This window comes from Planctomycetaceae bacterium (genome assembly GCA_041398825.1).
In the GTDB taxonomy this organism is placed as follows: domain Bacteria; phylum Planctomycetota; class Planctomycetia; order Planctomycetales; family Planctomycetaceae; genus F1-80-MAGs062.
The window spans coordinates 286,522-308,636 of record JAWKTX010000005.1 but is presented as its reverse complement, the minus strand read 5'-3'; the positions used below and the strand labels follow the sequence as shown (position 1 = coordinate 308,636).

The 22,115-nt window shown below is 54.2% G+C and carries 15 protein-coding genes; 7 read left to right on the top strand and 8 right to left on the bottom strand.

Going from position 1 to position 22,115, the window contains the following annotated elements; all coding sequences use genetic code 11:
* Positions 1 to 88 precede the first annotated feature (88 nt).
* Together R3C20_11535 and R3C20_11530 are read left to right on the top strand one after the other, a co-directional pair.
* Entirely contained in the window at positions 89 to 1,237 is a 1,149-nt protein-coding gene (locus R3C20_11535) for an AI-2E family transporter (GenBank protein ID MEZ6041132.1), read from the top strand.
* 430 nt (positions 1,238 to 1,667) lie between these two features.
* Positions 1,668 to 3,830 (top strand): PDZ domain-containing protein, encoded by a 2,163-nt coding sequence (locus R3C20_11530; GenBank protein ID MEZ6041131.1) that lies wholly within the window; start codon positions 1,668 to 1,670, stop codon positions 3,828 to 3,830.
* Positions 3,831 to 4,152: 322 nt separating this feature from the next.
* On the opposite strand, the gene R3C20_11525 is transcribed toward R3C20_11530, so the two are convergent.
* Positions 4,153 to 4,926: a dienelactone hydrolase family protein gene (locus R3C20_11525; GenBank protein ID MEZ6041130.1), complete on the bottom strand. Its 774-nt coding sequence runs from the start codon at positions 4,924 to 4,926 to the stop codon at positions 4,153 to 4,155.
* A 375-nt stretch (positions 4,927 to 5,301) separates the two neighbouring features.
* Between R3C20_11525 and R3C20_11520 the strand changes: the two genes are divergently transcribed.
* From R3C20_11520 to R3C20_11505, 4 genes are all read left to right on the top strand, one after another.
* Entirely contained in the window at positions 5,302 to 6,426 is a 1,125-nt protein-coding gene (locus R3C20_11520) for a thioredoxin-disulfide reductase (GenBank protein ID MEZ6041129.1), read from the top strand.
* Positions 6,427 to 6,553: 127 nt separating this feature from the next.
* Positions 6,554 to 7,717, top strand: coding sequence for a Xaa-Pro peptidase family protein (locus tag R3C20_11515; GenBank protein ID MEZ6041128.1), 1,164 nt, complete (start codon positions 6,554 to 6,556; stop codon positions 7,715 to 7,717).
* A gap of 184 nt (positions 7,718 to 7,901) precedes the next feature.
* On the top strand, positions 7,902 to 8,246 hold the full coding sequence (locus tag R3C20_11510) for a zinc ribbon domain-containing protein YjdM (GenBank protein MEZ6041127.1): 345 nt from the start codon (positions 7,902 to 7,904) through the stop codon (positions 8,244 to 8,246).
* A 187-nt stretch (positions 8,247 to 8,433) separates the two neighbouring features.
* Positions 8,434 to 10,188 carry an amidohydrolase gene (locus R3C20_11505; GenBank protein MEZ6041126.1) on the top strand — a complete coding sequence of 585 codons (1,755 nt, stop codon included), beginning with the start codon at positions 8,434 to 8,436 and terminating at the stop codon, positions 10,186 to 10,188.
* Between the two features lie 84 nt (positions 10,189 to 10,272).
* On the opposite strand, the gene R3C20_11500 is transcribed toward R3C20_11505, so the two are convergent.
* Entirely contained in the window at positions 10,273 to 11,232 is a 960-nt protein-coding gene (locus tag R3C20_11500) for a hypothetical protein (GenBank protein MEZ6041125.1), read from the bottom strand.
* 103 nt (positions 11,233 to 11,335) lie between these two features.
* Here R3C20_11500 and R3C20_11495 point away from each other — a divergent pair, with 103 nt between their 5' ends.
* A complete protein-coding gene (locus R3C20_11495; protein MEZ6041124.1) occupies positions 11,336 to 13,453 on the top strand; it encodes a prolyl oligopeptidase family serine peptidase in 2,118 nt (705 codons plus the stop codon).
* A 95-nt stretch (positions 13,454 to 13,548) separates the two neighbouring features.
* Here the strand turns inward: R3C20_11495 and R3C20_11490 are convergent, their stop codons facing one another.
* From R3C20_11490 to R3C20_11465, 6 genes are all read right to left on the bottom strand, one after another.
* Entirely contained in the window at positions 13,549 to 14,919 is a 1,371-nt protein-coding gene (locus R3C20_11490) for an MFS transporter (GenBank protein ID MEZ6041123.1), read from the bottom strand.
* Positions 14,916 to 16,202, bottom strand: a complete 1,287-nt coding sequence (locus tag R3C20_11485; GenBank protein ID MEZ6041122.1) for a lysophospholipid acyltransferase family protein — start codon at positions 16,200 to 16,202, stop codon at positions 14,916 to 14,918. The genes R3C20_11490 and R3C20_11485 overlap by 4 nt, the downstream gene beginning before the upstream one ends.
* 39 nt (positions 16,203 to 16,241) lie before the next feature.
* Entirely contained in the window at positions 16,242 to 17,861 is a 1,620-nt protein-coding gene (locus tag R3C20_11480; protein ID MEZ6041121.1) for a VCBS repeat-containing protein, read from the bottom strand.
* Positions 17,851 to 19,431: an isochorismatase family protein gene (locus tag R3C20_11475; GenBank protein ID MEZ6041120.1), complete on the bottom strand. Its 1,581-nt coding sequence runs from the start codon at positions 19,429 to 19,431 to the stop codon at positions 17,851 to 17,853. The genes R3C20_11480 and R3C20_11475 overlap by 11 nt, the downstream gene beginning before the upstream one ends.
* A gap of 96 nt (positions 19,432 to 19,527) precedes the next feature.
* A complete protein-coding gene (locus tag R3C20_11470; GenBank protein ID MEZ6041119.1) occupies positions 19,528 to 20,616 on the bottom strand; it encodes a hypothetical protein in 1,089 nt (362 codons plus the stop codon).
* A gap of 306 nt (positions 20,617 to 20,922) precedes the next feature.
* Positions 20,923 to 21,921, bottom strand: a complete 999-nt coding sequence (locus R3C20_11465; protein MEZ6041118.1) for a PepSY domain-containing protein — start codon at positions 21,919 to 21,921, stop codon at positions 20,923 to 20,925.
* Positions 21,922 to 22,115 lie beyond the last annotated feature (194 nt).

The following is a 22,115-nucleotide window of genomic DNA, read 5'->3' as shown; positions in this document are numbered from 1 at the left end:
CGCTGTCTCGTTCTCCCTTACGTTACACCAGGCCGACGAGATGCACAGTGAATACGGAAAGCTGTCCGTCGCATGAAACGAGGTTAAGATGATCGTCTGCAACGAAAACATGCCCGCATCACCAGTGCAGGAAACGGGACAGCGATTCACCTGGCAGCCTTTTTCATCAAGACCGACCCATCCACTCGTTCCCTGGTTCCTCGCGTGCATTTCGTTGCTTGCACTAACGCATTTTCTTCACCTGGCAGAAGCTATTATGCTTCCGGTAGCCGCAGCCATGGTGATCGCGCTCGCCCTGCGTCCCATCGTTCGCCGCCTGTCAATGTTCAGGATCCCCGAATCGATCGCTGCCCTGATGACACTGGCAGTGTTCATCGCGCTCACCGCATGGCTCAGTTCTGAATTGCTGGCTCCGGCATCTGCCTGGTTAAATCGAGCCCCAATTGGCTTCCGACTGCGTCAGCTGGAACGAAAGCTGGAACCAATTCAGGCTCCACTGAAAGCTGTGCAGGATGCATCTGAAAGTCTGAGCGATGTTGTTGAACAATCGACTTCAAAGAAACGGGATCCTGATGACCCACAGTCTGTCGTTGTAAAGCCTCCTTCGCTGTTGTCCGAAATGCTGAGTTCAACGTGGCAGCTTGGAGCCGGAACCATTCTCTGCGGTGTTCTGTCGTTCTTTTTTCTTGCTCAGGGTGAATCCATTCTGACGCGTATCGCTGAGGTGCTTTCTTCGCGACCTCAGAATGGTGACAGCGGTACAACGATTACGGCTGTAGAGAAAAGCGTATCCCGTTATTTGTTAACGGTATCCCTGATCAATGCATGCCTCGGAATCTGCGTTGCTGTTGCCTGCATGGCCGTCGGTGTTCCCAATGCAGCTCTCTGGGGCGCGATGGCAGCGGGGCTCAACTTCCTTCCGTATCTTGGTGCACTAGTCGGGGCCGGAGTTCTTTTGCTGGTCTGCCTGTTCTCATTTGAGTCCAGTCTTTACGCCTGCCTTGCACCCGCGCTGTATCTGTTGCTGTCTGCCATCGAAGGTAATCTGGTTACACCCGCGATCCTTGGAAAATCAATGAGTCTGAACCCGCTGATTGTCATCCTGAGCATCACTTACTGGACCTGGCTCTGGGGCTTCGGCGGAGCGATTCTTGCCGTTCCGATGCTCGCGATTTTCGTCACCGTGTGCCGTCAGTTCCCTGCAACTCGATCACTGGCTTATGTGCTGAGTAATTGAATCCTTACTCGAAAGCCAGGCGGCCGAATCAGCGGACCCTTCCAGTTACCGTTGAGAGCAATCGGCATTACCCCGGGACGATACTTCAGCAGCGTCGTTCCTGCATGAACAGGCCATCGACTTTCCTTTCGGTCTTTCTGTCCGCATGAATCGCTGCGGTTGCCTGCTGGGGAATCAGACCGGTCGATGCGCTTCCAGAACACGGTGGCGTATCCGTCCCCAACCGGACCTGCGGAAATGGATCTGGCAACTCCAACGCAAATAAGGGCTGTTGTTGATCGGCTGAAATCACTGTTGATCGACATGACAAAGCGTTCAGGAAGATCGATTCCATCGACCGGTATGAGGTTTGCGTAACGATCACTCAACGTAATGAGGGGGCCGACATGGTGTCGCCTCTTCTTCTATGACTCAACTGCGGAGAGGAAAGATGTCGAACAGGAAAATTCAACTCTGGCGAGTCAACACACTTGCCCTTGGCCTGTTGCTCACAATGGAAGTTGATGCGATGGCCCAATTGACGATTCCCGGCGGAAAAGGAGTCCCAACAGGGAACGTAACAGGCTCACTGCCCGGACTTGGTGGCAGTGTTCCACAAGTCCCAAATCCTGCCCGGCCGACTGTCGGAGGCAATCTGAATTCGGTCACCGGACAAATTGGCGGGCTCACGAACCAGGCTTCAAATTCTGTGGGCAATACGACTCGAGCGGCCGGGCAGATCGGCAATTCCACGGGTCGCACGGTCGATTCTGTTGGGAAAACGGTCGATAGATCATCGACGTCTGTTGGGGCAGCGGCAGCCGCCACGACAGGTCCCGCAAACGCGGTCAGCCGTTATCAGGCTCCTGCAGTAGGCAGCAAGTTGCATGGCACGAATCTGCCTCTTGTGATTTCCGGGCAAACGATTCAGGGCCTGGGAGCAAATGGAAACGTGGGCTTTTCTGTCGATACGACAGGAAAGAGCCTGAAAATACAAGAGGTGAAAGCAGGCACGCTGGCGGCGAAGGCCGGATTTAAATCGGGCGACGAAATTCTGGCCGTAGACCGTCAGTGGGTGAAATCAGTCGCTCAGTTTCAGGCAGATCTGGCAACCGCTTTATCATCAACCGGTCATGCCTGGGTGATGGTGGATCGCAAAGGAAAACAGGATTGGGTGAGCCTCGATGCAGACGGTGAAACACGATCTGCGCTGGGAACTGCTTACAAAGTCGATGATGACGGGGTAACCGTCACGAAAGTCTTTGATGGTTTTGCCGGAGCAGATGCCGGCTTAAAGACGGGCGATCAGATTGTCAGCATCAATGGGACTTCCGTTCAGTCTCGCAACGATTTTCTGGCTGCCACAACCGCGAACGCCGGGAGCGATGTGGCGGTGCTCATCAATCGCAGTGGTGTGCAGAAGACTTTGAATGTCACCCTGCCTGCATCACAGCATCTTAGTGCGAACATATCAGCGACCGACTCTCAAAAAGCGACGAGTCAGGTCAGTCAGCTGAATCAACACGTATCGGGCCTTTCTGAAACTCTCGGCCGACTGACCGATAGTGGGATTGCAGGGGTGACCGAACGAGTATCATCTCTGAATGACAGCATTGCCAGTCTTCAAAAGACAACCAGCGCAGCTGCAGAATCAGGAAAGGGTCTCACTGCGGACCAGATCCGTTTTGTGATCAGTGAGGCCAGCAAAGTAAGAGCCAGTCTGGAATCTCTGGGATTGCAGGCATCGGGACAAGCTTCAACGGATGTCAATGCAGCACTGGCCAACACGATCGCCGTGCAGTCGGAAATCACTTCCATGGCTAAGGTAAATGATGCCGCCATTGGTCCTGTCACTCAACAGGCGGTCGTCTCCGTGCAGCAGGTCAGCCAGAAGCTGATGACATCCATCAATGAAATTCCTGAAGATGCCACGGCAACAGTCAACACCCAGATTTCGGCCGCGATGAATGACGCACAAGGTCTGCACAACTCGGCCGCGGCACTGGCCGTCGATCAATTAGACAACGCGGCGATGGTTCGTGAAAATGCGGCCATGATTCAGGCGCGTATGATGATTGCTGCCCGCCAGGCGGCACCTCCGGTGCGTGCCAGGATCAGCAGCGTATTTGGAGAGGCGGCGACCGTTCGCGACTATGCAACGCTGTTAACGACAAATACGGTCGAGGGAATTCAACCGAATACATCCGCAACAATTGCCCGAGTCAGCCAGCAGCTCAAAGCAGCTTCAGACACGATTGGAAGGACATCCGACCAAACGAGTGCCACGGCAGCCGCGACTCTTCGTTCGACGCAGGACCAATTGGCCGCTCTGCAGGAATCATTCGCGCCAGCGCTGAACGGAACCGTAGAGGATGCCACGATTACCGCCGTATCGGCGATGAACGAGCTTGATGAAATTGAAGGCGAACTCGTTGACGCTGCCATATTGGCGCCGGCAGACGTTCAAACAGAAATCGCCCGTTCCATCGCCGCCGTTGATCTGGCCTCCGAAGACCTGCGGCTTTACGCGAGTTCGACAGTGAATTTGTCTGGTCAGATTTCCAGCAGCAACGACGTCCGACTGCGAACCGATTCGGTAGCCGGAACACGTTGACCAGGGGACCGTTGCAGCCCGGAGCGACCGGGGACCAGCAATCAGAGCCTTGCGGTCGACTTTGAAAAGACGATGACCGTAGCAGGCTTTCTCAGGACCGTTCAGGCTGATGCTGAAGACGATGTGGATCGCCAGGGAGCAGAATTCACCGGGACGAAAATTTCGTGACGGTTCTGCTTCACCAGTTTTGGTGGCACGAACGGTAGTACGACGGTTTCACTGTCAAACGGAAATGCACCGAAATCAGCAGCCTGGCGCAGCAAGTGCCAGGCTGCTTTCCTGCGTTTCACAACCCGGAAGGATCGATCAGCAAGTTCGATGTTTATTGCAGCACTTCGTCGAAGAACGATTTCATTGCCGACCAGGATCGCAGGTCTGCCTTTTTATTGTAGGCTGCTCCGCGGGAATTATCGTTACCCGCCATCGACTGTGTGAATGAGTGAACTGCGCCGGAATAGATATCCATTTGCCAGTCGACATTGGCAGCATTCAACTCGGCTTTAAAAGCATCGATGTCGGCCGCGGGAACAAAGGGATCATCTGCACCGTGGCAGACCAGTATCGAACACTTGATATTCTGACCGGCCTCTGGTTCCGGTGAATCAAGGCCCCCATGAAAACTGACAACACCGGCGACTTTCGCGCCGCTCCGAGCCAGTTCAAGAACGCCGGTCCCGCCAAAACAGTACCCAATTGCGCCGAGCTGGTTCGCGGCCACACCTGGACGAGCCTTCAGCTGATCCAGCCCCAGATTCAGGCGGCGGCGATAAAGTTTTCGATCGTTCTTGTAAATACCGGACTTTGCGGCTGCGTCCTGCATACTTTCGGGGCGAATGCCTTTGCCGTAGATATCGGCCGCGAACGCAACGTAACCCAGTTCTGCCAGCTGCCGGCATCGCCCTTTTTCGTAGTCCGTCAGACCTGTCCACTGGTGCACGACCAGGACTCCGGGCGATGCATCTGTCTTGTCAGAGTTCCAGGCAACAAACCCCTGCAGGGTCACATCGCCATCTTTATACTCGACAACCTCTGTTTTGATCTCCGCATGAAGCGATGACATCCCGAGAACACACAACACAGTCACGACCCAACGCATTTCAGACCTCTGTTTCAAGAGTCAGGAATCGACAAAAGAACTTCATCGAGATCATTGTTTCGCCGCTTTCGGCAGACTTCAACCTGAGCAAGCCATTGTTTTGAACGGAATGGTCGCGACTGTGATGCAAATGCCGAATGTCGTCGTGATCGCCCAACGTACAGGCGTCAGAATGTTCTGGAAGGTTTCCCCGGAATGAATAGACGAACACAGGGACCCCTCGGTCAGGTTGTTCCCGGGCGGATCCTCAGGTAAGTTCCCGCTCTGACCGATCTGCCAGCTGGTTCCCGATTGTGACGGGCTGAAGCAGCGGTCGACCCGACGACAGATGGACGTCAAACGCACAGCGAACTTGTTTCAGGAACAGATGGCACCATGACCGAACGCGTCACGATTATTGGATCAGGCCCTGCAGGATGGACCGCTGCTATTTATGCAGCGAGGGCAACACTTCAGCCAGTCGTCTACGAAGGAGCCTTTACGGAGGAAAACCGGGTAAAGGGCACTCTGCCGCTCGGTCAATTATCGCTGACAACGGAAGTGGAGAACTTCCCGGGGTTTCCTTTCGGTAATCTGGGCCCTTACATCAGCTCGGCAATTGCGGCTGACAAGTTCAAATACATGGCCAACATGGAGGTGGGTGCGCGGAACAAAATCCGCGAAGAATACGTACCGCACCTGAAAACCCACGGTGGAAGCTGGTATGTCCATCGTGGTGTGACAGGCCCGGAATTGATGGAACTGATGCGACAGCAGGCCACCAACTTTGGCACGCGGGTCAAGACGGACGATATCGTCGAAGTCGACCTGTCCCAGCGACCCTTCAAGCTGAAGTCACTGGGTGGCGACGAATTCGAAAGCCATTCCATCATCATTGCGACCGGTGCACGAGCCAACTACCTGGGACTGCCATCGGAGGAAAAGTTCAAGAACATGGGCGTGTCAGCCTGTGCCGTGTGCGACGGTGCGCTGCCTCGTTTCCGCGATCAGCCCGTCGTGGTGGTGGGCGGCGGTGACAGCGCGATGGAAGAGGCCACTTACCTGACCAAATTCGCCTCCGTTGTTTACCTCGTGCATCGTCGCGACTCGTTTCGAGCCAGCAAAATTATGGCCGATCGTGTCATCGAGAACCCGAAGATTGATATCAAATGGAACTCCGTCATCGATGAAGTGCTTGGTAACGATGAAAAGGGCGTGACGGGCGTTCGAATTCGAAGCACACAGGACGAAAGCAAAACAGAGGAGCTGCAGGCAACCGGATACTTTGCGGCAATCGGTCACACGCCGAACACGGACTTCCTGAACGGACAACTTCAGACAAACGAAAAGGGTTATGTTGTCTGGCCGAAATCGCACCGCACCGACACCAGTGTCGAAGGTGTGTTCGCTGCCGGAGACGTCGCCGACGACCACTACCGACAGGCAATCACTGCCGCCGGAAGCGGATGCATGGCAGCGCTCGACTGCGAACGCTGGCTGGCCGCTCAGGGCATCCACTAATCAGATCCTCTTCGCGGGCAACGTCCTTCGCGGGCAACGTCTTTCACGGGCAGCATGACACCATTCTGGCTGAATTCAGAATGGCAATCTGCAAGCGGGCTCAACACGGGCCACATGGATTCGGAAAATGCTTACGCATAACGGTTGTAAAGAACGCTGCAGGAAACTCTGGAGCCACATTCCGGGCAATGCTCAGTGGCTGCTAATCGGTGACCCTCGGCACGTTCAGTACTTCAGCAATTTTCGGGTCAACCCAATCAGTTTCTCGGCAGATCAACGATCTCTGCTTCTGTTGACCCGCGCGGGAAGTGCCATTCTGCTGACGGACAATTTCACAAAGCGATCCGCCACAGTTGAGTATTTTGTGGATCAGGAAATCGTAATTCCCTGGTACACACACAAGTACTCGGTGACAAACCGCGATGACAGCTTGTGTGCTGCCCTTCAGGATGTCGAAGACATCTGGTCGTCATCACCCGGAATTCTGGAGCCGGAAGGCGTTTCTGAGATGGTCGCAGCCACTGTTGCTGAACAGGCTGAGTGGCAACTGGTGGATGTTCAGACAAATCAACCCGGCACGCTGGGTGATATCATCAGGAAGCTGCGTCGCGTCAAGCATGCCGATGAAATTGAACTTCTGCGTCGATGTATGAAGGCCGGCGAGGCCGGACACGCGCAAGCATTTGAGGTGGTACGGGAAGGCGTCAGCGAATTTGAGGTCTATCTCGAAGTTCAGAAGGCGGCTCAACAGGCGGCAGGCTGCCCGTGCATCGTCTACGGTGACTTCCGTGCGACCAATGCAGACCTGCACAAAGCGGGCGGGCACCCGACGGACTATCGCCTGAAGTCCGGCGACTTGTTTATTCTGGACTACAGCGTTGTGATTCATGGCTATCGCAGTGACTTCACCAACACCATCTGCGTTGGAACTCCTTCGACGCAGCAAATCAAGCAATTTGACGCGTGTCAGGAGGCCCTGAATCAGGCGGCCAGTCTTCTGAAAGAAGGCATGCGATGCCGTGACATCTGGGCCGCAGCTTCCGAAGTCCTGGAACGCTGGGGCTTCGGTCCGCTTGCTCACCACGCAGGACATGGGCTCGGCATGGAACATCCGGAACCTCCGGTGCTCGTATCCGAAAGCAACGATACCCTGATGGCCGGAGACGTAGTGACACTGGAGCCCGGTTGTTACATTCCTGGAGTCGGCGGAATGCGTTTCGAGCACAACTATCTGATTTCAGAAACAGGTTCAGAACAGCTGAGCCATCATCATATTGGCCTGCAACGATAGTCACGAACGCAGGCAGATGCGACGCCGCAGAACAGCGGAGGGCTCTGCGCAACTATGGACCGTGTCCATCGGGGTTGAATCCCATCAGGATGAATCAATCGCCCCTGTAGAACTATCCAAATCGAATGAGCCAGCATTGTTTTGTCAGTGAATCAGAAACATTAAGAGACTTTAAGCGAAAAACATGAGCGAACTGCCTCCGTGCCCCGAATGCAAATCTGAATTCTGCTACGAAGACCGCAATCTGATCGTATGCCCTGAGTGTGGCTACGAATGGTCGACCAACGCCCCAGTCGAAAACACCGGAAGTGACGACTCCTTTGTCAGAGATGCGAACGGCAACATACTGAATGATGGGGACACCGTGTCAGTGATCAAAGATCTGAAGATTAAGGGATCATCCTCGGTTGTGAAGGTGGGGACCAAAGTGAAAAACATCCGACTGGTCGGCGGTGATCACAATATTGATTGTAAGATTGACGGCATCGGGGCCATGAAGCTCAAATCGGAATTTGTCAGGAAGGCATAGCGATTGATGAAGGACGGCGATGAACATCGCCACACACCTGATGAGCGACCAAAGCTGCTTCGCGGCAGGCAGCGAATCGTGCCATGATCGCTCGTGCCATGATGCGCATACAATCCAGAATTTGACGGCGAATCGAGTTCGGCCGTCTGTAACTTCAGCACCCAACGGCCACCCGGAGGAATCGCTCATGCTCAGGTCTTCTTCGACTGGTGTTTGCTTCATCATCTTTTTGTTTGTGGGATGGTGGACGGCATCCTCACTTCAGGCGGATGATGTACCGGACGTTGTACTGCATCATGGTCGTGTGGTGACGGTGGATGATGAGTTTCGCATTGTCGATGCGATTGCTATTCGGGGTGATCGAATTCTGGCGACGGGTTCGAATGCCGAAATCCTGAAACTGGCCCGGGCAGAGACACAGTCAATTGATCTGCATGGACAGACGGTGCTGCCAGGTCTGATCGATTCGCATGTCCACGCAACGGGAGCGGCAGTTTACGAATTTGACCATCCGATCCCTCCGATGGAAACCATCGATGATGTGCTGAAATACGTCCATCAGCGCACAAAGATCGTGAAGGAAGGAGAATGGATCGTCCTCAATCAGGTTTTCATCACCCGGCTGCGTGATCAGCGATTTCCAACACGATGGGAACTGGATCAGGTCGCTCCGAAACACCCGGTGTATTTTCGCACCGGCCCGGACGCATCCATGAATTCCCTGGCACTGAAGCTCAGCGGAATTGATCAGGACTTCCAGATCCCGGCAGATCAACCTGGAAAAATCGAACGGGATCCCAAAACAGGTGAACCCAACGGGATCATTCGCGCGTCCGGGCGTTTTGTAAAACCAAAGCCCACAGAGAAGACGCCTTCCTTCGACGAAAGACGCGAGCAGCTCCGCAAACTTCTTGCCGATTACAACTCCGTTGGTATTACCAGCATCGTCCAGCGCAGTGCCGGCGAAACAGACGTCAGACTCTTCGACGCACTCCGTCAGCAGGGCCAGTTAACCTGCCGATCATTTCTGTGCTGGGGCGTGAATCCATCCGGAGAATGGTCGCGAGTCGCAGAACAGATTGAGACGGCCGCCACGCATCCGGCCCATGAATATGACAACATGCTGTGGCTTCGCGGCGTAAAAGTCTTTCTCGACGGCGGCATGCTGACAGGCAGCGCCTGGATGCGCGAGCCCTGGGGACTGAGCGACATCTATTCCATCACGGACCCGCAATATCGAGGCGTGCTGAATATCGAAGCCGACCGGATGTATGAAATTGCAAGATTGTGTCTGCAGAGGGATCTCCAGATCACCGCCCATGCTGTTGGCGACGGCGCGGTGCACGCACTGATTGATGCGTACACCCGAGTCAACGACAACGACTTTTCGATCGTTGGCAAGCGACCATGTATCACACATTGCAACTTCATGAGTGAAGAAGCGATCCGGAAAATGAAACAACTGGAGATTGTCGCCGATATTCAACCTGTCTGGCTGCACCTGGACGGCCGCACGCTACTTCGCCAGTTTGGAGAAGATCGGACAGCGTTCTTTCAGCCCTATCGAACGTTGTTTGAGGAAGGCGTGAAGGTTGGCGGCGGGTCAGATCACATGCAGAGAATCGGAAGCCTGAGATCCGTCAATCCGTACAACCCATTTCTTGGACTCTGGACGATGCTCACCCGGCAGCCAAGATGGACCGATCAGCCGCTTCATCCCGAACAGATTGTCAGTCGCGAACAAGCCATTCGTTTTTATACGATTAACAATGCCTGGCTGACGTTCGAAGAGCAGCAAAAGGGCTCGCTGGAACCCGGAAAGCTTGCTGATCTCATCATTATCGACCGGGACATTCTGACTTGCGACGTCGACGCGATCAAAGAGACGGCTGTCAATCAGACGTGGCTTGGTGGAAAGGTCGTCTACGAACGCAGCAGGTAGCGGAGCACTTTCCAGCCTTGCCCCGATCGACACTGCCCGATTTCACAGGGCTGGCAAGCAGGCCTGGCAGATGTCTCTGCTGCGTCAGTCGACCCGGCTGAGCATTCCCAGTGGAATGTAGTACTTTGTATATCGCTGGCCGTCCGAATACCTTGTTCCCCGAGCATCGGGAACCAGCACCGTTACTCGCTTTGTGATGCGATTCACGATGCCCTTCATGGCATGACCTTCAAAGTCAAACCGAACCTGTGTGCCGACTCGAATCCCCAATTGCCGGCGAGCCATTTCGTTCGTTGTGACCAGATCGTGGGTATGGACACGATGACCAAACAGACGCTCTGCGATTGACTGAAACCGACGAGCACGGCAATTGGATGTATTCCATGCGAGCCGTTCGCTCAGATGGACTATTTCGTGTTCAACAATCCGCTGCATCGCCTCCAGTCGATTCTGACACTCAAATCCCGTGACAGTAACCGACCGCGTTTCGTCCCTGAAATTCTGAAACAGAAGATGAGACGATACCGCTATTTCGAATTCTTCGCGGACAGAACCCGTCAACCGATTACGAATGGTTTTCCACGTTGTCTTGCCCCCGGCTCTTGTCATCCGTTTCGACAGCAGAAACCCCAGAGGCCTTTCACCAAGCGCCTGAAGACAAGCGCCGTTCAGAAGTTTCTGGTCATACTGCTGAAACATCAGCTTCAGGTCGTCCGGATGAAAAGTCCGAAAATTGGGTTCGGTGATGTATTCAGACTGCATCAGCACTGTGTCGTGAATTTCACGAAACACCTGCTGCTGCTCTTCAGGCGACAGAGTCCGGTGTGTCAGCAGGTTGCGAAGGGCTTTGGACATACGTGTACGTTGAACAACTTTGGGGTCAGGTTGAGCTTCCGGGGAGGTCATCCAATCTGGAAGCAAAGTCCAAACGATTCGGGGGATGATGGTTGTCGACAGCCACTTTGTCCAGCCCTGCGACACAGAGGTCCTGGTTGGGAGTCGGCCCCGAATTCTGTAGTTAAGCCGAGGTTTGCGGAATGCCATTATCAACTTCCACAGGGTTACTTGACCAATCGTATCCCGTCGTTCACGCTCCTTCCAAACAAGCACCTGTTCCTGAATTCACATGGCCAGACCGGAGCGACAAATGGATGAATATTCGGCACCCAAACCATCAGCCCTTCGACCATGGCAGCCGCGCCCAATGATGCGATTCGCTCGAATTGGGACAGCCGTTGTCGCAATCCTGTGCCAGATGGCAAATTTCGCTCCGGCGGATGGACCAGCCGACAACAATCCCGTTACGGTGCGTCGAATTCCAAAGCTCGGCGTAGAGGTCCCTGCAGATCGCGAAGCGGCCATGCGCGATCAACTGAAGCGCTTACAGGCGCAAATTGGCAAACTGCGACAGTCCAGAGAGACCGCCGTCCGGGAGATGCTGCCGGACGTTCTGATTTTCGAGCGCGCTGTACGAGTAGCGCTCGACCACCAGGAATTCTTCGACCTGAAGGAACTGGACCGCGGCGACGCACTTCTGGAAGAAGGTCACGCTCGCGCTGCAGAACTGCTGGCTGGTCAGCCAACATGGCACACACGACCAGGGTTAGTTGTACGAGGATATGTCAGCCGGATTGATCATACGGTTCAGCCTTATGGCCTGATCGTTCCCGAATCGTATGCATTCAGTCACACGGTGCCCACCCGCTGCGATTTGTGGTTTCATGGCCGGGGTGAAACACTGTCCGAAGTCAATTTCATCTGGGACAGAATGAAGAATCGTGGTCAGTTTACACCCGACAACACCATCGTCCTGCATCCTTATGGACGCTATAGCAATGCCAATAAGTTTGCCGGTGAAATAGATGTTCTTGAAGCACTGGAAGATGTTCAGAAGCGATATCGCATTGATGAAGACCGTATCAGTGTTCGAGGATTTTCAATGGGTGGAGCGGCTTGCTGGCAACTGGCAACTCACTACGCCGATCGATGGTTTGCAGCGAATCCGGGTGCAGGATTCTCTGAAACGCCACGGTTTCTGAATGTCTTCCAGGACGAAACGCTGACACCCAAACCATGGGAGAAAACGCTCTGGAACCTGTACGACTGTGATAAATGGGCTCGAAATCTGGCTCACTGCCCAACCATCGCCTACAGCGGTGAGGTCGACCGCCAGAAACAGGCAGCCGATGTCATGGAAGAAGCCCTCGCCAAACATGGCATTCGCCTGCGGCACATTATCGGTGCCGGAATGGGTCATCGGTATGACGACGCATCGAAGGCAATTGTTGAAGACGTACTGAACACACTCGCAGACAAGGGCCGTGAAGTCAGCTCCCATGTCACCTTTGAAACTTCCACACTGAAATACAACCGGATGCAATGGATTCAGGTCAACGGGCTGAAACAGCATTTCACTCCTGCTCAGGTCGAAGCCCGACACTTCAGGGGGAAGAGCGGTGAGTCTTCGACATTCTTCATTGAATTCATCGCGCTGCAGAATGTGACCGATGTTTCCGTTTCGCTTCCTGCAGGAACGATTTCGGGACCAACTTCGGCTGCAGATATCCGGTGGCGAGTTCGAGACGGAGAAGAACCACGCAGGATCATGGCATCATCCGATGGTTCGGTTTCTCTGCGGATTCGTCTGGATTCTGCAGGAGTCTGGCGTCAGGTGGATTCAGATCCCGATGGGCTCACAAAGCGTCACAATCTGCAGGGGCCAATCGACGATGCTCTGATGGATTCGTTTGTTTTTGTGCGACCAACCGGAACCGCCGCCAACGAAGCCGCAGGAAAGTGGGCCACATCTGAACTGGACCGGGCGATTGAACACTGGCGACGACATTTCCGAGGTGATGCGCGCGTGATTGATGACACCGATGTCACAGATGAACTTGCTCAACAGGCGAACCTGATCCTGTGGGGGGATCCTTCATCCAACAGTGTGATGGCAAAGATCGCCGATAAATTACCCATCCAATGGAACAAAGACACGATCACCGTTGGAGACAACGTCTACAGCTCGGCAAATCACGCCCCCGTGCTGATTTACCCGAATCCAATGAATCCCGGTCGGTATGTCGTTCTGAACAGCAGTTTCACTTTTCGTGAATACGCTTACCTGAACAACGCCCGACAGGTACCCATGCTGCCTGACTGGGCCATCATCAATCTCGACACACCTGCGGGAACGGTCTGGCCAGGTGAAGTCGTTGACGCAGATTTCTTTGATGAAACCTGGCAACTCTCGAGCAGGTCGCGGTAACTGGCCGGGATGATGCAATCGATCGGTTTGACTGCAGGCTGGCACTCCGCGTGGAACCCCTGCAGCAAACCGACTGCACACGGATCACCACCCCATTAACAACGACTGACAGCGCCCGACTTTTTTGCCCTCGCTTCGCGCCGCATAAAGAAAAAAGTTGTCATCAGCGACCAGACGCAAACCCCAACCAACACAAATAGGAATGCATTCCAGCCAAGACGCTGAGCGATTCCGCCGCCGAAATAATAGAAAACGGCAGTGGCGGCAAATCCGACCGCATCGAGTATAGCCACCAGAAAACCTGAGTGAGGGCCACCAAAATCGATCGAGAAAACGCTGCATGGAATGTAGTAACACGGAGAAACACACAGTCCAAACATAAAGAGCAGCACAAGGACCGTCAGCGTTGCAGCAGAACCAGATAAACCCAGTTGAGGCAGCCACGTGAACGCCAGCAGGCAGCCGGTCGCGGTGACCAGCAGCCCTGCCATCACCCACGCCATACTTGTCCGATCCAGCTTGTCGAAGACAAACCCGCCTATGAGCACCGAAATCAGGCTGCCAAACGGAAATGCAGACGCCGCTCTGGAAGCAGACGCCTCGTTTAGTCCAAGAGTATCCTGCATGTAAACAGGCACCACCAGAAGAAAATCCCACAGAATCGTCAGGCCCATCAGGCTGCCGCAAATCAGCCAGAATCGGAGACTTCCGGCAAATCGAGGCAATGCCTGAAGCAAAGTCAGCCCATCGAATGGATGGTTCGCGTTTCTCGGATTTTCTTCGCCCGATTTGCTGTCTTCGTCGTCGGTAGGAAGTGGTGTCGTCGGTTTATCTTTCATCGCGAATGCATAAAAACAGGCCGTCAGCAAACCGATTCCCGACGCAATCCAAAGCATCTGCCGCCAGGACAGGAATGTCAGAGTCGAACCCAGCACAAAAGTGGCTGTCAGTGTGCCAACGCGGGAACTTGTTGAAAGAATTCCCCAGACGCGACCATATTGTCGAGGTGGTACCCAATTCAAAATGACTCTGGTCATGGAGGGCCAGCCTGCGGCCTGGGCCATCAGAGTCACGAAAAACGTTGCCTGAAACAGCAGCAGAGTGGACGACATTGCAAAGAGACCAACGAACACCGACGCGATGAACAACGCAATGGCAAAAGTTCGCCGGCCACCGAATCTGTCCGCGGCCCATCCGCAGATAAACTTTCCGGAAAGAGCCCCACACGTTCCGGCAGACAAAACTTTTCCCCATTGGTCAAGATCAATCCCCAACGCTTCGTCATTGATAATGGAAGTGCCGGCAACCGTCGGAATCATGCGAAGAATCATGGATGTCGCATAAGCGGCATACATCGTGCCGATGGTCTTGACCTGCTGACGAACGAATGATTCAGAATCCGGCAAGTTCGACCGGACGTCTTCATCAAATGGATTTGGCTTGATGGAATCGCCGGAAGACGTCATCTGGATAGCCTGTCTGGAGTATCGACGTTGTGAACATCTGCCCGAATAGAGGCAGATGCAGAATAGAGTGGTGATTCCGACGCTGTCTGACTTAATAATTCGTTCAGTGCTCGCTCTATCGCTTCCATCACAGGATCCCCTGCAACCGAACGATCTCGCTTCGCGCTGACTTCAATGGGTTGCCCAACCTGCACGACTGCTTTCATGGGCCCATGCGCAGATTCATCGCCATTCAGATGCTCATTGAACCGTTCCACGGTCTCAAGAATCCGATCGACAGATGGCCTGCCCGCCACGTATTGGGGAGGATAAAGACTCAGTGACTGGGCGAAGCTGGCATCGTCGAGCTGCTTCCACCGTCGATTCATCTCTTCCGGCGACAATTCGCCGTCGATCATGGCTGGCAGGATTGCCTTCCTCAATTCCTTCACGCGTCCAATGACGGAACCGTCCCGGGGGCCATTCAACCATTCTGTTTCCAGTGGAACCAGCAGATGATTCATCAGGTGATTCAGCCGATCGCTGAGTTCACCGGACTGGGTAGACCCCAGGAACTCCAGTTCTTTCAGGCCAAGCAGAGCATTACCAACTCGATAAATCCGAGTCACCAGGTCCTCGCTCTGGAATGGTTTCCACGACAGACGGCGTTCAATGCTGGAAAGAATGTCACCAGCCGTCGCTTCAATATTGCCCCGATAGAGATAACGAATGGCAACAGGAACAATCAAGACCTTCCTTTTGAAGCCTTCTGTTGCGTTGTCCGATTTCTCCAGCTTCGATGCTGCAGATCTTGCAACAAACGAAACGCCCTCCTGCAACGCGTTCAACCGGTCATTGGCCTGACTTAACGCCCCTTCCGGAAAGATGACCAGAGGCCGAAGTCCTTCGAGCAGAATATCGATGGCTTTCTGCAAAGCCTGACGATCAATCCCCTCACGGTTCACGCTGAAAGCACCGAGCCGTCTGAGGACCCAGGCAAGTGATTTTTCGCCTCGAAATAAATGCGAACTGGCCATCACATAAAACGGCAATTCGGCCTGGCGTGAAAGACTCTGCAGTACAATCGCATCAGACATACGACAGTGATTTGGTGCCAGCAGAATGCCATGCCCCTGATCGTGCAGTTGCTTCAGTGATTCGGCACCGCGTACTTCGACCTCGGTGACGGCATACTTTCGCCGAAGATAGCCGGGAGCCAGCCAACTGAGAATCCGCGGCCAGATACGGCCTTCATGCGGCGGCACAAACTCATACTTCGAATCAGTCACTAACAGAGAGGGCATTTTGATTCCCTGTATGAGGCAGCGGCGATGACAAATCAATTATCCTTCATTCAGAAGGATGCGAAAATCGACCCGATGATCCCGGGCAACACCTGCAAAGTTCCCCACCAGAATATCGGGGCGACCATCACCGTTCAGATCACGAAGAACCAGAGCAGCGTAATTCGGTTCTCCCCGTTCCAGCACGTGTCGCTGGTATTGTCCATCGTTCATGTTCTCGAACCAGACGATGGCATGGCGCAATTCCGGTTCAAGCCCCGCAAGGCTCTTTTCCGGAAGCAACGCAACCGATACGACGTCTGTATCCCCATCGCCATCCAGATCGGCTGGCAGCGCGCGATGCACGCCCGGTTGCACCGCGATTTCGTGCAGCTTAAATCTCAGTTCGCCTTCATTTTCCAGCCAGTGAATACCGTGGTACGGCTTCACGATATAGGAATCAAACGTATCTCCGTTCGTGTACAGGATATCCTGATCACCGTCGTTATCCATGTCGTGCAGCAAGAGACCGCTTGACCCCCACGTGGGATCGGGTGCCGCATAAAGGATCTCAGGTTGACTGAAGGTACCGTCGGGCTGATTCAGATAGGCGACAACCTGTTCAAATTCCTGACTCATCAACGCAACGATATCCAGGCGGCCATCGCCGTTCATGTCCTGCGGAAGAACGTGAATGGCTCCCGGACGCTGATCCAGTTGTATCTGCTCAAATGCATCCGCGCCATCAAAAGCCCGCGTCGCCAGGAGGACATGGATGCCACCTGTTGAATGCCATCCAAACTCCCCGACAACGATATCCGGCAGTTCGTCATCATTCAGATCGGCCACCTGTACATCTGCAACACGGCCGATCCTGTCGATTAACACAACCGAATTGTCGGCTCTGCCGTCCGGGATGAGCAGCACTTTGCCACGATCGTGGTCTTCCGGAAGAAAACTGCCCAGATCTGCAACAATCAGGTCGCTTATTCCATTACCGTTCAGGTCACATTCCCGGATGCTCGCCGGGCTGATCACCCGATCCGGAATCGCCCAGTCCGGCTTCACACGCATGCGATCAGATGCGTTCGCTGTCACCACCGGTGGTGTCCCCGAAGACGGTATCGCCAGGGGCAGTGTCGCAGCGCCAAAATAACCCGATCGCATATCACTGAATCGGACGACAACGTTTTCGTCGCTGGCTGAAACCAGATCGATGAACGAAAAAGCCGGCAGCGGTTTTCTTTCGAAATTCGTTTCCAGCTCAACGTCGATCGTCCGAAATTTCAGCGGCTGAACCGACGATTCGGGCATTTCCGGAGCCGCGAGTTGCTCGGTGGCATTCTGCTGAAAGTAAGCGGTGACACTTGCCTGTGAAGGAACCTCCAGATCCGTTCGCCCTGAATCATAGTAGAAATTGAAGCCTCGCTTAACTTCATCGTACCAGGCTTCGCGAGGGAAACTCTCGGGACGTGGCACGGCGTGGCAGGCACCACAAAACGTACGAACCTGCTCCGCTGTCGCGACCGTCCCTGTGGACGGATGCAAATCAGTCCAGGCAACGCCTGGTTTTGGATTCTGATTTCCACAGCCCGTCGACAGCAAAGAAACCAACAGCACCAATGCAGGCCATCCAAAGCAATTTTCCCGGCGTCGATCACTCATCAGATCACTTTGCATTCGTGGAATTCTTCTCTGAAGATTCCTTCACCAGCCAGCGGGCAGCGTTCAGCAGCAACTGGTTGAATTCCGGTTGTTCGAAGTCTTCAATATGGCCAAGCGATGTATAGAACGTCAGACCACCGTCCGATCTCTGATTCACAAATGCGATTGGTTCCGGCGGTGCCTCAGGAATAGCTCCGCTCAAAAGCGCGGTGGCTGTTGGCTGAAGCGGAGCGACCTTGTAAAGCGAACCGTGGCCAATAAATTGTTCCGGTGCGAGCCCCTTCAGGATCGGGTGCATCGCAACGTCACGGCTGCTGACGCTGACCACGGTCTTCGGACCATTCCCCCAGTGATTCGTATAACTGCCGCCGATCACATCCCGATCAAATTCCGGCCAGTCAGCCAAACCTTCCGGAGCGGGTTTGTTGCGAAGACAAAACGCGTGGTTGGCTGTGCGGATTCCCATCACAGGCTTGCCGGCAGCAATGTAATCCCGAATGACCTGTAGTTGTTCTGCCGGCGGAGTTCGACGACGAACACTGAGGAAAAGCAGATCCGCCGACTGAATCACTTCTATGCCAGGCAGACTGTCGGCAACCTTCGCATCTCCATAAACGATGCTGACCCGAAAATCTTTCCCAAGGTGCTCGCGCGCGAATTTCGGCAAAGAAATCTCTGTCTTGTATTCTGGTTCTGATGTCACAATTACCAGATGCGGACGTTTGTCCCCGGAAAAACGAAATGGCTCTTCGCCTGTGATGTCTGCGCTGGTCACGGAAGGGCACCAGTATTGTTCAATGTGCTCCGTCACCAGATCGTTGCCCGTAAAGTGGCTGACGAACGGCGCTTGAGCCGGGTTATACATGGTGTCAGTCATGTCCCGCATCAGAACAACGTTTTGTCCCTGATTAACCATCTGCCGGATAGAAAATGGACGACCCAGGACGCACATGTTGGTGTGAACACCCATCACAATGACATTGGTGATGCCGCGTTGTTTCATCAGGTACCAGGCTTCCGCGCTGTCGGTGATGGCATCCTGATCCGCGATCTCGATTGCAGGATGCTGTCGACTCCACGCTCGATACGATTTGACTGGTCCCTCGCAATCACAGCCACCATCCGAATCATCGATCGGCAGCTTTGGGCCTTCGCGTTCCGAATCCAGATGACACCAGCGTTCCAGCGGAATCTTTGTCTCGACAACCGGAGCTGACCGGGCAAGTTCTCTTTGAGGGTAATCCTTGTAGTAGTCCATCGTATCACTGGGACAGTGAATAATCAGAACACCCCGACGACGCGCCTCTTTCAATACGACGTTCATCCGAGGGGCCATTTCTGCAACGCGCGCAGTCGCATTCGGACACCAGTGTTTGTCCCACATATCGCACACAACAATCGCCGTTTCGCTGCTCTTCCATTCAACCGGCTTCACAACCGAATGCCAGCGTCCTGAACCAGCTTCCGTTTCATGTCGCGATCGGCAATTCAGCGACAACGCTGTCGACTGCCCGTAAACCATGGCTGGCAGCAGCAGCGAGACGATCAGGATGGATGCTGTTCGAAGCAATGACGGAGCGTTCATACCAGACGTTTCCTTCTGAAGGAAGGGGGGCCGAAACACAGAGAGCCCGACAGGGATGTCGGGCTCTGCTATTCTGATCATTCCGGGCAGGAAACGCTACTTTCGCGAGATTCGCGGGACTTCCATCAATTTTGGCTCGCCGTCGAACATCCACCACCGATCGTACTTCAGTTCGTTGCCGACTTTTCTGGCGTTCCGTGGCAGGGAGAAGACCTCAGGCATCATCTCTTCTTCGCCAGTCGCCGGATTGCGACGCAGCTTTGCCCTGAACTGCGTCGCAAGGGTTTGAATGCGAGGATCGTTGAGACTGTTGAATTCCCCGATCGTAACATAGGACCTGTTTCGATCGTGGTAGAGCCAGGCTTCGTAGTCCTGGTCATAGCCCGCTGATTTCGCATGACGCAGACCTTCGGTCATTGCCCACGCTTCTTTTGCCGATTCGTCCAGATTCGATCCAAAGCTGCTTCCAAATCGCAACATGCTCTTTGAATCCGCCTTGCCCCCCAGCTGGGTGATCATGTTTCCGGAAAACGTAGCAAGGACCAGCGTGTATTTGCCACGATTCTTCAGCAGCGAATAGTCGCTGTCCGAATTCAGCGAGAGAATCAGTTTCTGATCTTCCAGACTGATCGTGCGCTCCTTCACCTCGGCAGGCGAGAGCAGCGGATTGACAGTGACCCATGGCTTCAACGGACCCGGCCGACCGGGAGTCTTCGCAAACAGTCCGCCATTGGCTTCATCCATCAGAAACTGGGGACGGAATTTGTTCTTCAGATAGTCCAGAACCACATCGATCTTCTCGTCCTGGTTACTCTTGAAATTGCAGGCCAGAACAGAAATGTATCCCTGCTGCGCGACAATGCGTCTGTGTTCGAAACCAGTGATTCCGGTCTCCTTCGACAGGTCTTCCACCTTGCGTTCTACCGAAAACGTGTAGGCCGGAATCCCCTTCTTCCGAAGCTCAAAAACCAGTTCATCGGCAGCTTCCCAGGCAGTCATTCCAGACTTCAGACGACGGTCCTCGTCCTCAACATCTCTCAGACTTGCCACCATGATCATCCATGGGCCATGCTGACGAGAAAGCGTGTAACGTTTTCCTTTGACGGCTTCGATTTCGGCAAACGCTGAAGAAGCGCAAGCTGCAAGAATCACCACCGAACAAATCCATCTGCGGAAGCAAAACATCTGTGCGATCCTTCCGTGAATCGAATAGGCAATCGAACGAATCGTCCGGGACTTCCATCGCCTGAACGAATTGGTCGCCTGCAAGTCCGCCAACAAACGGTCGCCGGGGCACTTGAGGCAGGCGTTCAGAGTATGCCTGCCAGGCCCGTTCGACTTAAGTGGAGTTCGGACTTTTCCTGCTGCAGCGCATCTGACAAAAGTCCTTTCGGAAGCGGATTCGGCATTATCTGCCTGTCATTGTCTGACACGGCCGGAATCGCAGCAACGTACCACTGCGATGTCTGAACTCAAAGCCACTGTCTGAACTCAAAGCCGAGTCGTCGCGTAAAAGTTCTGCAGACTGAACCAAAGACCAGCCGCCACCAGAAGGCTGAGCACAATGATGCCGGCACCGATCAAGCGTGTGCGTTTGATCTGCCACCACATATAAATGCCGCTGACCGCCCATGTCACCATGGCAATTGCCATCGTATCCACGATCAGCGACCAGAACATACGACCATTCCAGTAGGGCGGCTGCCCATGCGATGTGTGCATCCGAAGCAGGAACTGGCGCAAAGGCATGCCATCTTCACCTGTAAATCGATCGACATCGACGTGACCATCCTTCAGTACATAGGTCACTCGAGCTGGCTCGCCATCCACACTGGCCAGAAAATTCAGCTTCGTCCAGCCCAGCGGTTGCACATTGTCAGCCTGTAATCCGGACTGCCGAAAGATTTCCGCCGCTGCTGCTCGAGCCGTATTGTGAGGATCGTCCGGCAGCCGAATCGTCTTCTTCCCCGGCAACAATGCCTCGGGCTCTTCCTCATTCGGCGGTTGAAGGCCGATCCAGGAATCCCGACTGACCGGATCCATATGAACGACATGCTGGCCTTCATCGCTCTTTATCGCGAACATCAAGTCGCCCGTAAATTCCGCGCGACTCTGATCGGTAAGTTCGATTCTGTGGTCCGGCAGGTCTTTCTGAAGTGTTTCGATGACCCGATCAGCCAGTTCCTGAGCCGACGGAAAAGTGCTCAGCTGGGTCTTCGCGACGACATCGCCATCCACTTCCCGAATCTGAACCCGCGGAAACAACCCCACGTGATTGAACATCGCTCCGGTGATGCCGTAGAGAACCACCCAGGGCACCAGAAACAGCCCTGAATAAAGATGGATCCTTCGGATCAGAATTCCAATGGACGTCGACCATCTGCGGCCACGCACCAACGCCGGACTTTCGACGAAGCCGGAAGTGCCCGCGGAGCCAGTCGCCGAAACCGTGGAATGCAGAGCCGTTGGAGATGGAGTTGGTTCGTTCATTCGAGATTCACTTCCAATGGGCCGGGTTATTCGCACAATCTGCAGACCTTGAACACTGCAGACCACGAACACTGCAGACCACGAGCTCGAAAGGCCTCAAATTCATCGGTCCACAAATCGACGGGTTCAGTGATCGGAACACTATCACGGGCAAAAGCCTGTTGCCAATAATCTATCCACAAGATTCGTCAGGA

Bases quoted from the DNA above. Each gene is read 5' to 3' on its own strand.
- R3C20_11535 (MEZ6041132.1), top strand. From the start codon at position 89: ATGATCGTCTGCAACGAAAACATGCCCGCATCACCAGTGCAGGAAACG.
- R3C20_11530 (MEZ6041131.1), top strand. From the start codon at position 1,668: ATGTCGAACAGGAAAATTCAACTCTGGCGAGTCAACACACTTGCCCTT.
- R3C20_11525 (MEZ6041130.1), bottom strand. From the start codon at position 4,926: ATGCGTTGGGTCGTGACTGTGTTGTGTGTTCTCGGGATGTCATCGCTT.
- R3C20_11520 (MEZ6041129.1), top strand. From the start codon at position 5,302: ATGACCGAACGCGTCACGATTATTGGATCAGGCCCTGCAGGATGGACC.
- R3C20_11515 (MEZ6041128.1), top strand. From the start codon at position 6,554: ATGCTTACGCATAACGGTTGTAAAGAACGCTGCAGGAAACTCTGGAGC.
- R3C20_11510 (MEZ6041127.1), top strand. From the start codon at position 7,902: ATGAGCGAACTGCCTCCGTGCCCCGAATGCAAATCTGAATTCTGCTAC.
- R3C20_11505 (MEZ6041126.1), top strand. From the start codon at position 8,434: ATGCTCAGGTCTTCTTCGACTGGTGTTTGCTTCATCATCTTTTTGTTT.
- R3C20_11500 (MEZ6041125.1), bottom strand. From the start codon at position 11,232: ATGGCATTCCGCAAACCTCGGCTTAACTACAGAATTCGGGGCCGACTC.
- R3C20_11495 (MEZ6041124.1), top strand. From the start codon at position 11,336: ATGGATGAATATTCGGCACCCAAACCATCAGCCCTTCGACCATGGCAG.
- R3C20_11490 (MEZ6041123.1), bottom strand. From the start codon at position 14,919: ATGACGTCTTCCGGCGATTCCATCAAGCCAAATCCATTTGATGAAGAC.
- R3C20_11485 (MEZ6041122.1), bottom strand. From the start codon at position 16,202: ATGCCCTCTCTGTTAGTGACTGATTCGAAGTATGAGTTTGTGCCGCCG.
- R3C20_11480 (MEZ6041121.1), bottom strand. From the start codon at position 17,861: ATGCAAAGTGATCTGATGAGTGATCGACGCCGGGAAAATTGCTTTGGA.
- R3C20_11475 (MEZ6041120.1), bottom strand. From the start codon at position 19,431: ATGAACGCTCCGTCATTGCTTCGAACAGCATCCATCCTGATCGTCTCG.
- R3C20_11470 (MEZ6041119.1), bottom strand. From the start codon at position 20,616: ATGTTTTGCTTCCGCAGATGGATTTGTTCGGTGGTGATTCTTGCAGCT.
- R3C20_11465 (MEZ6041118.1), bottom strand. From the start codon at position 21,921: ATGAACGAACCAACTCCATCTCCAACGGCTCTGCATTCCACGGTTTCG.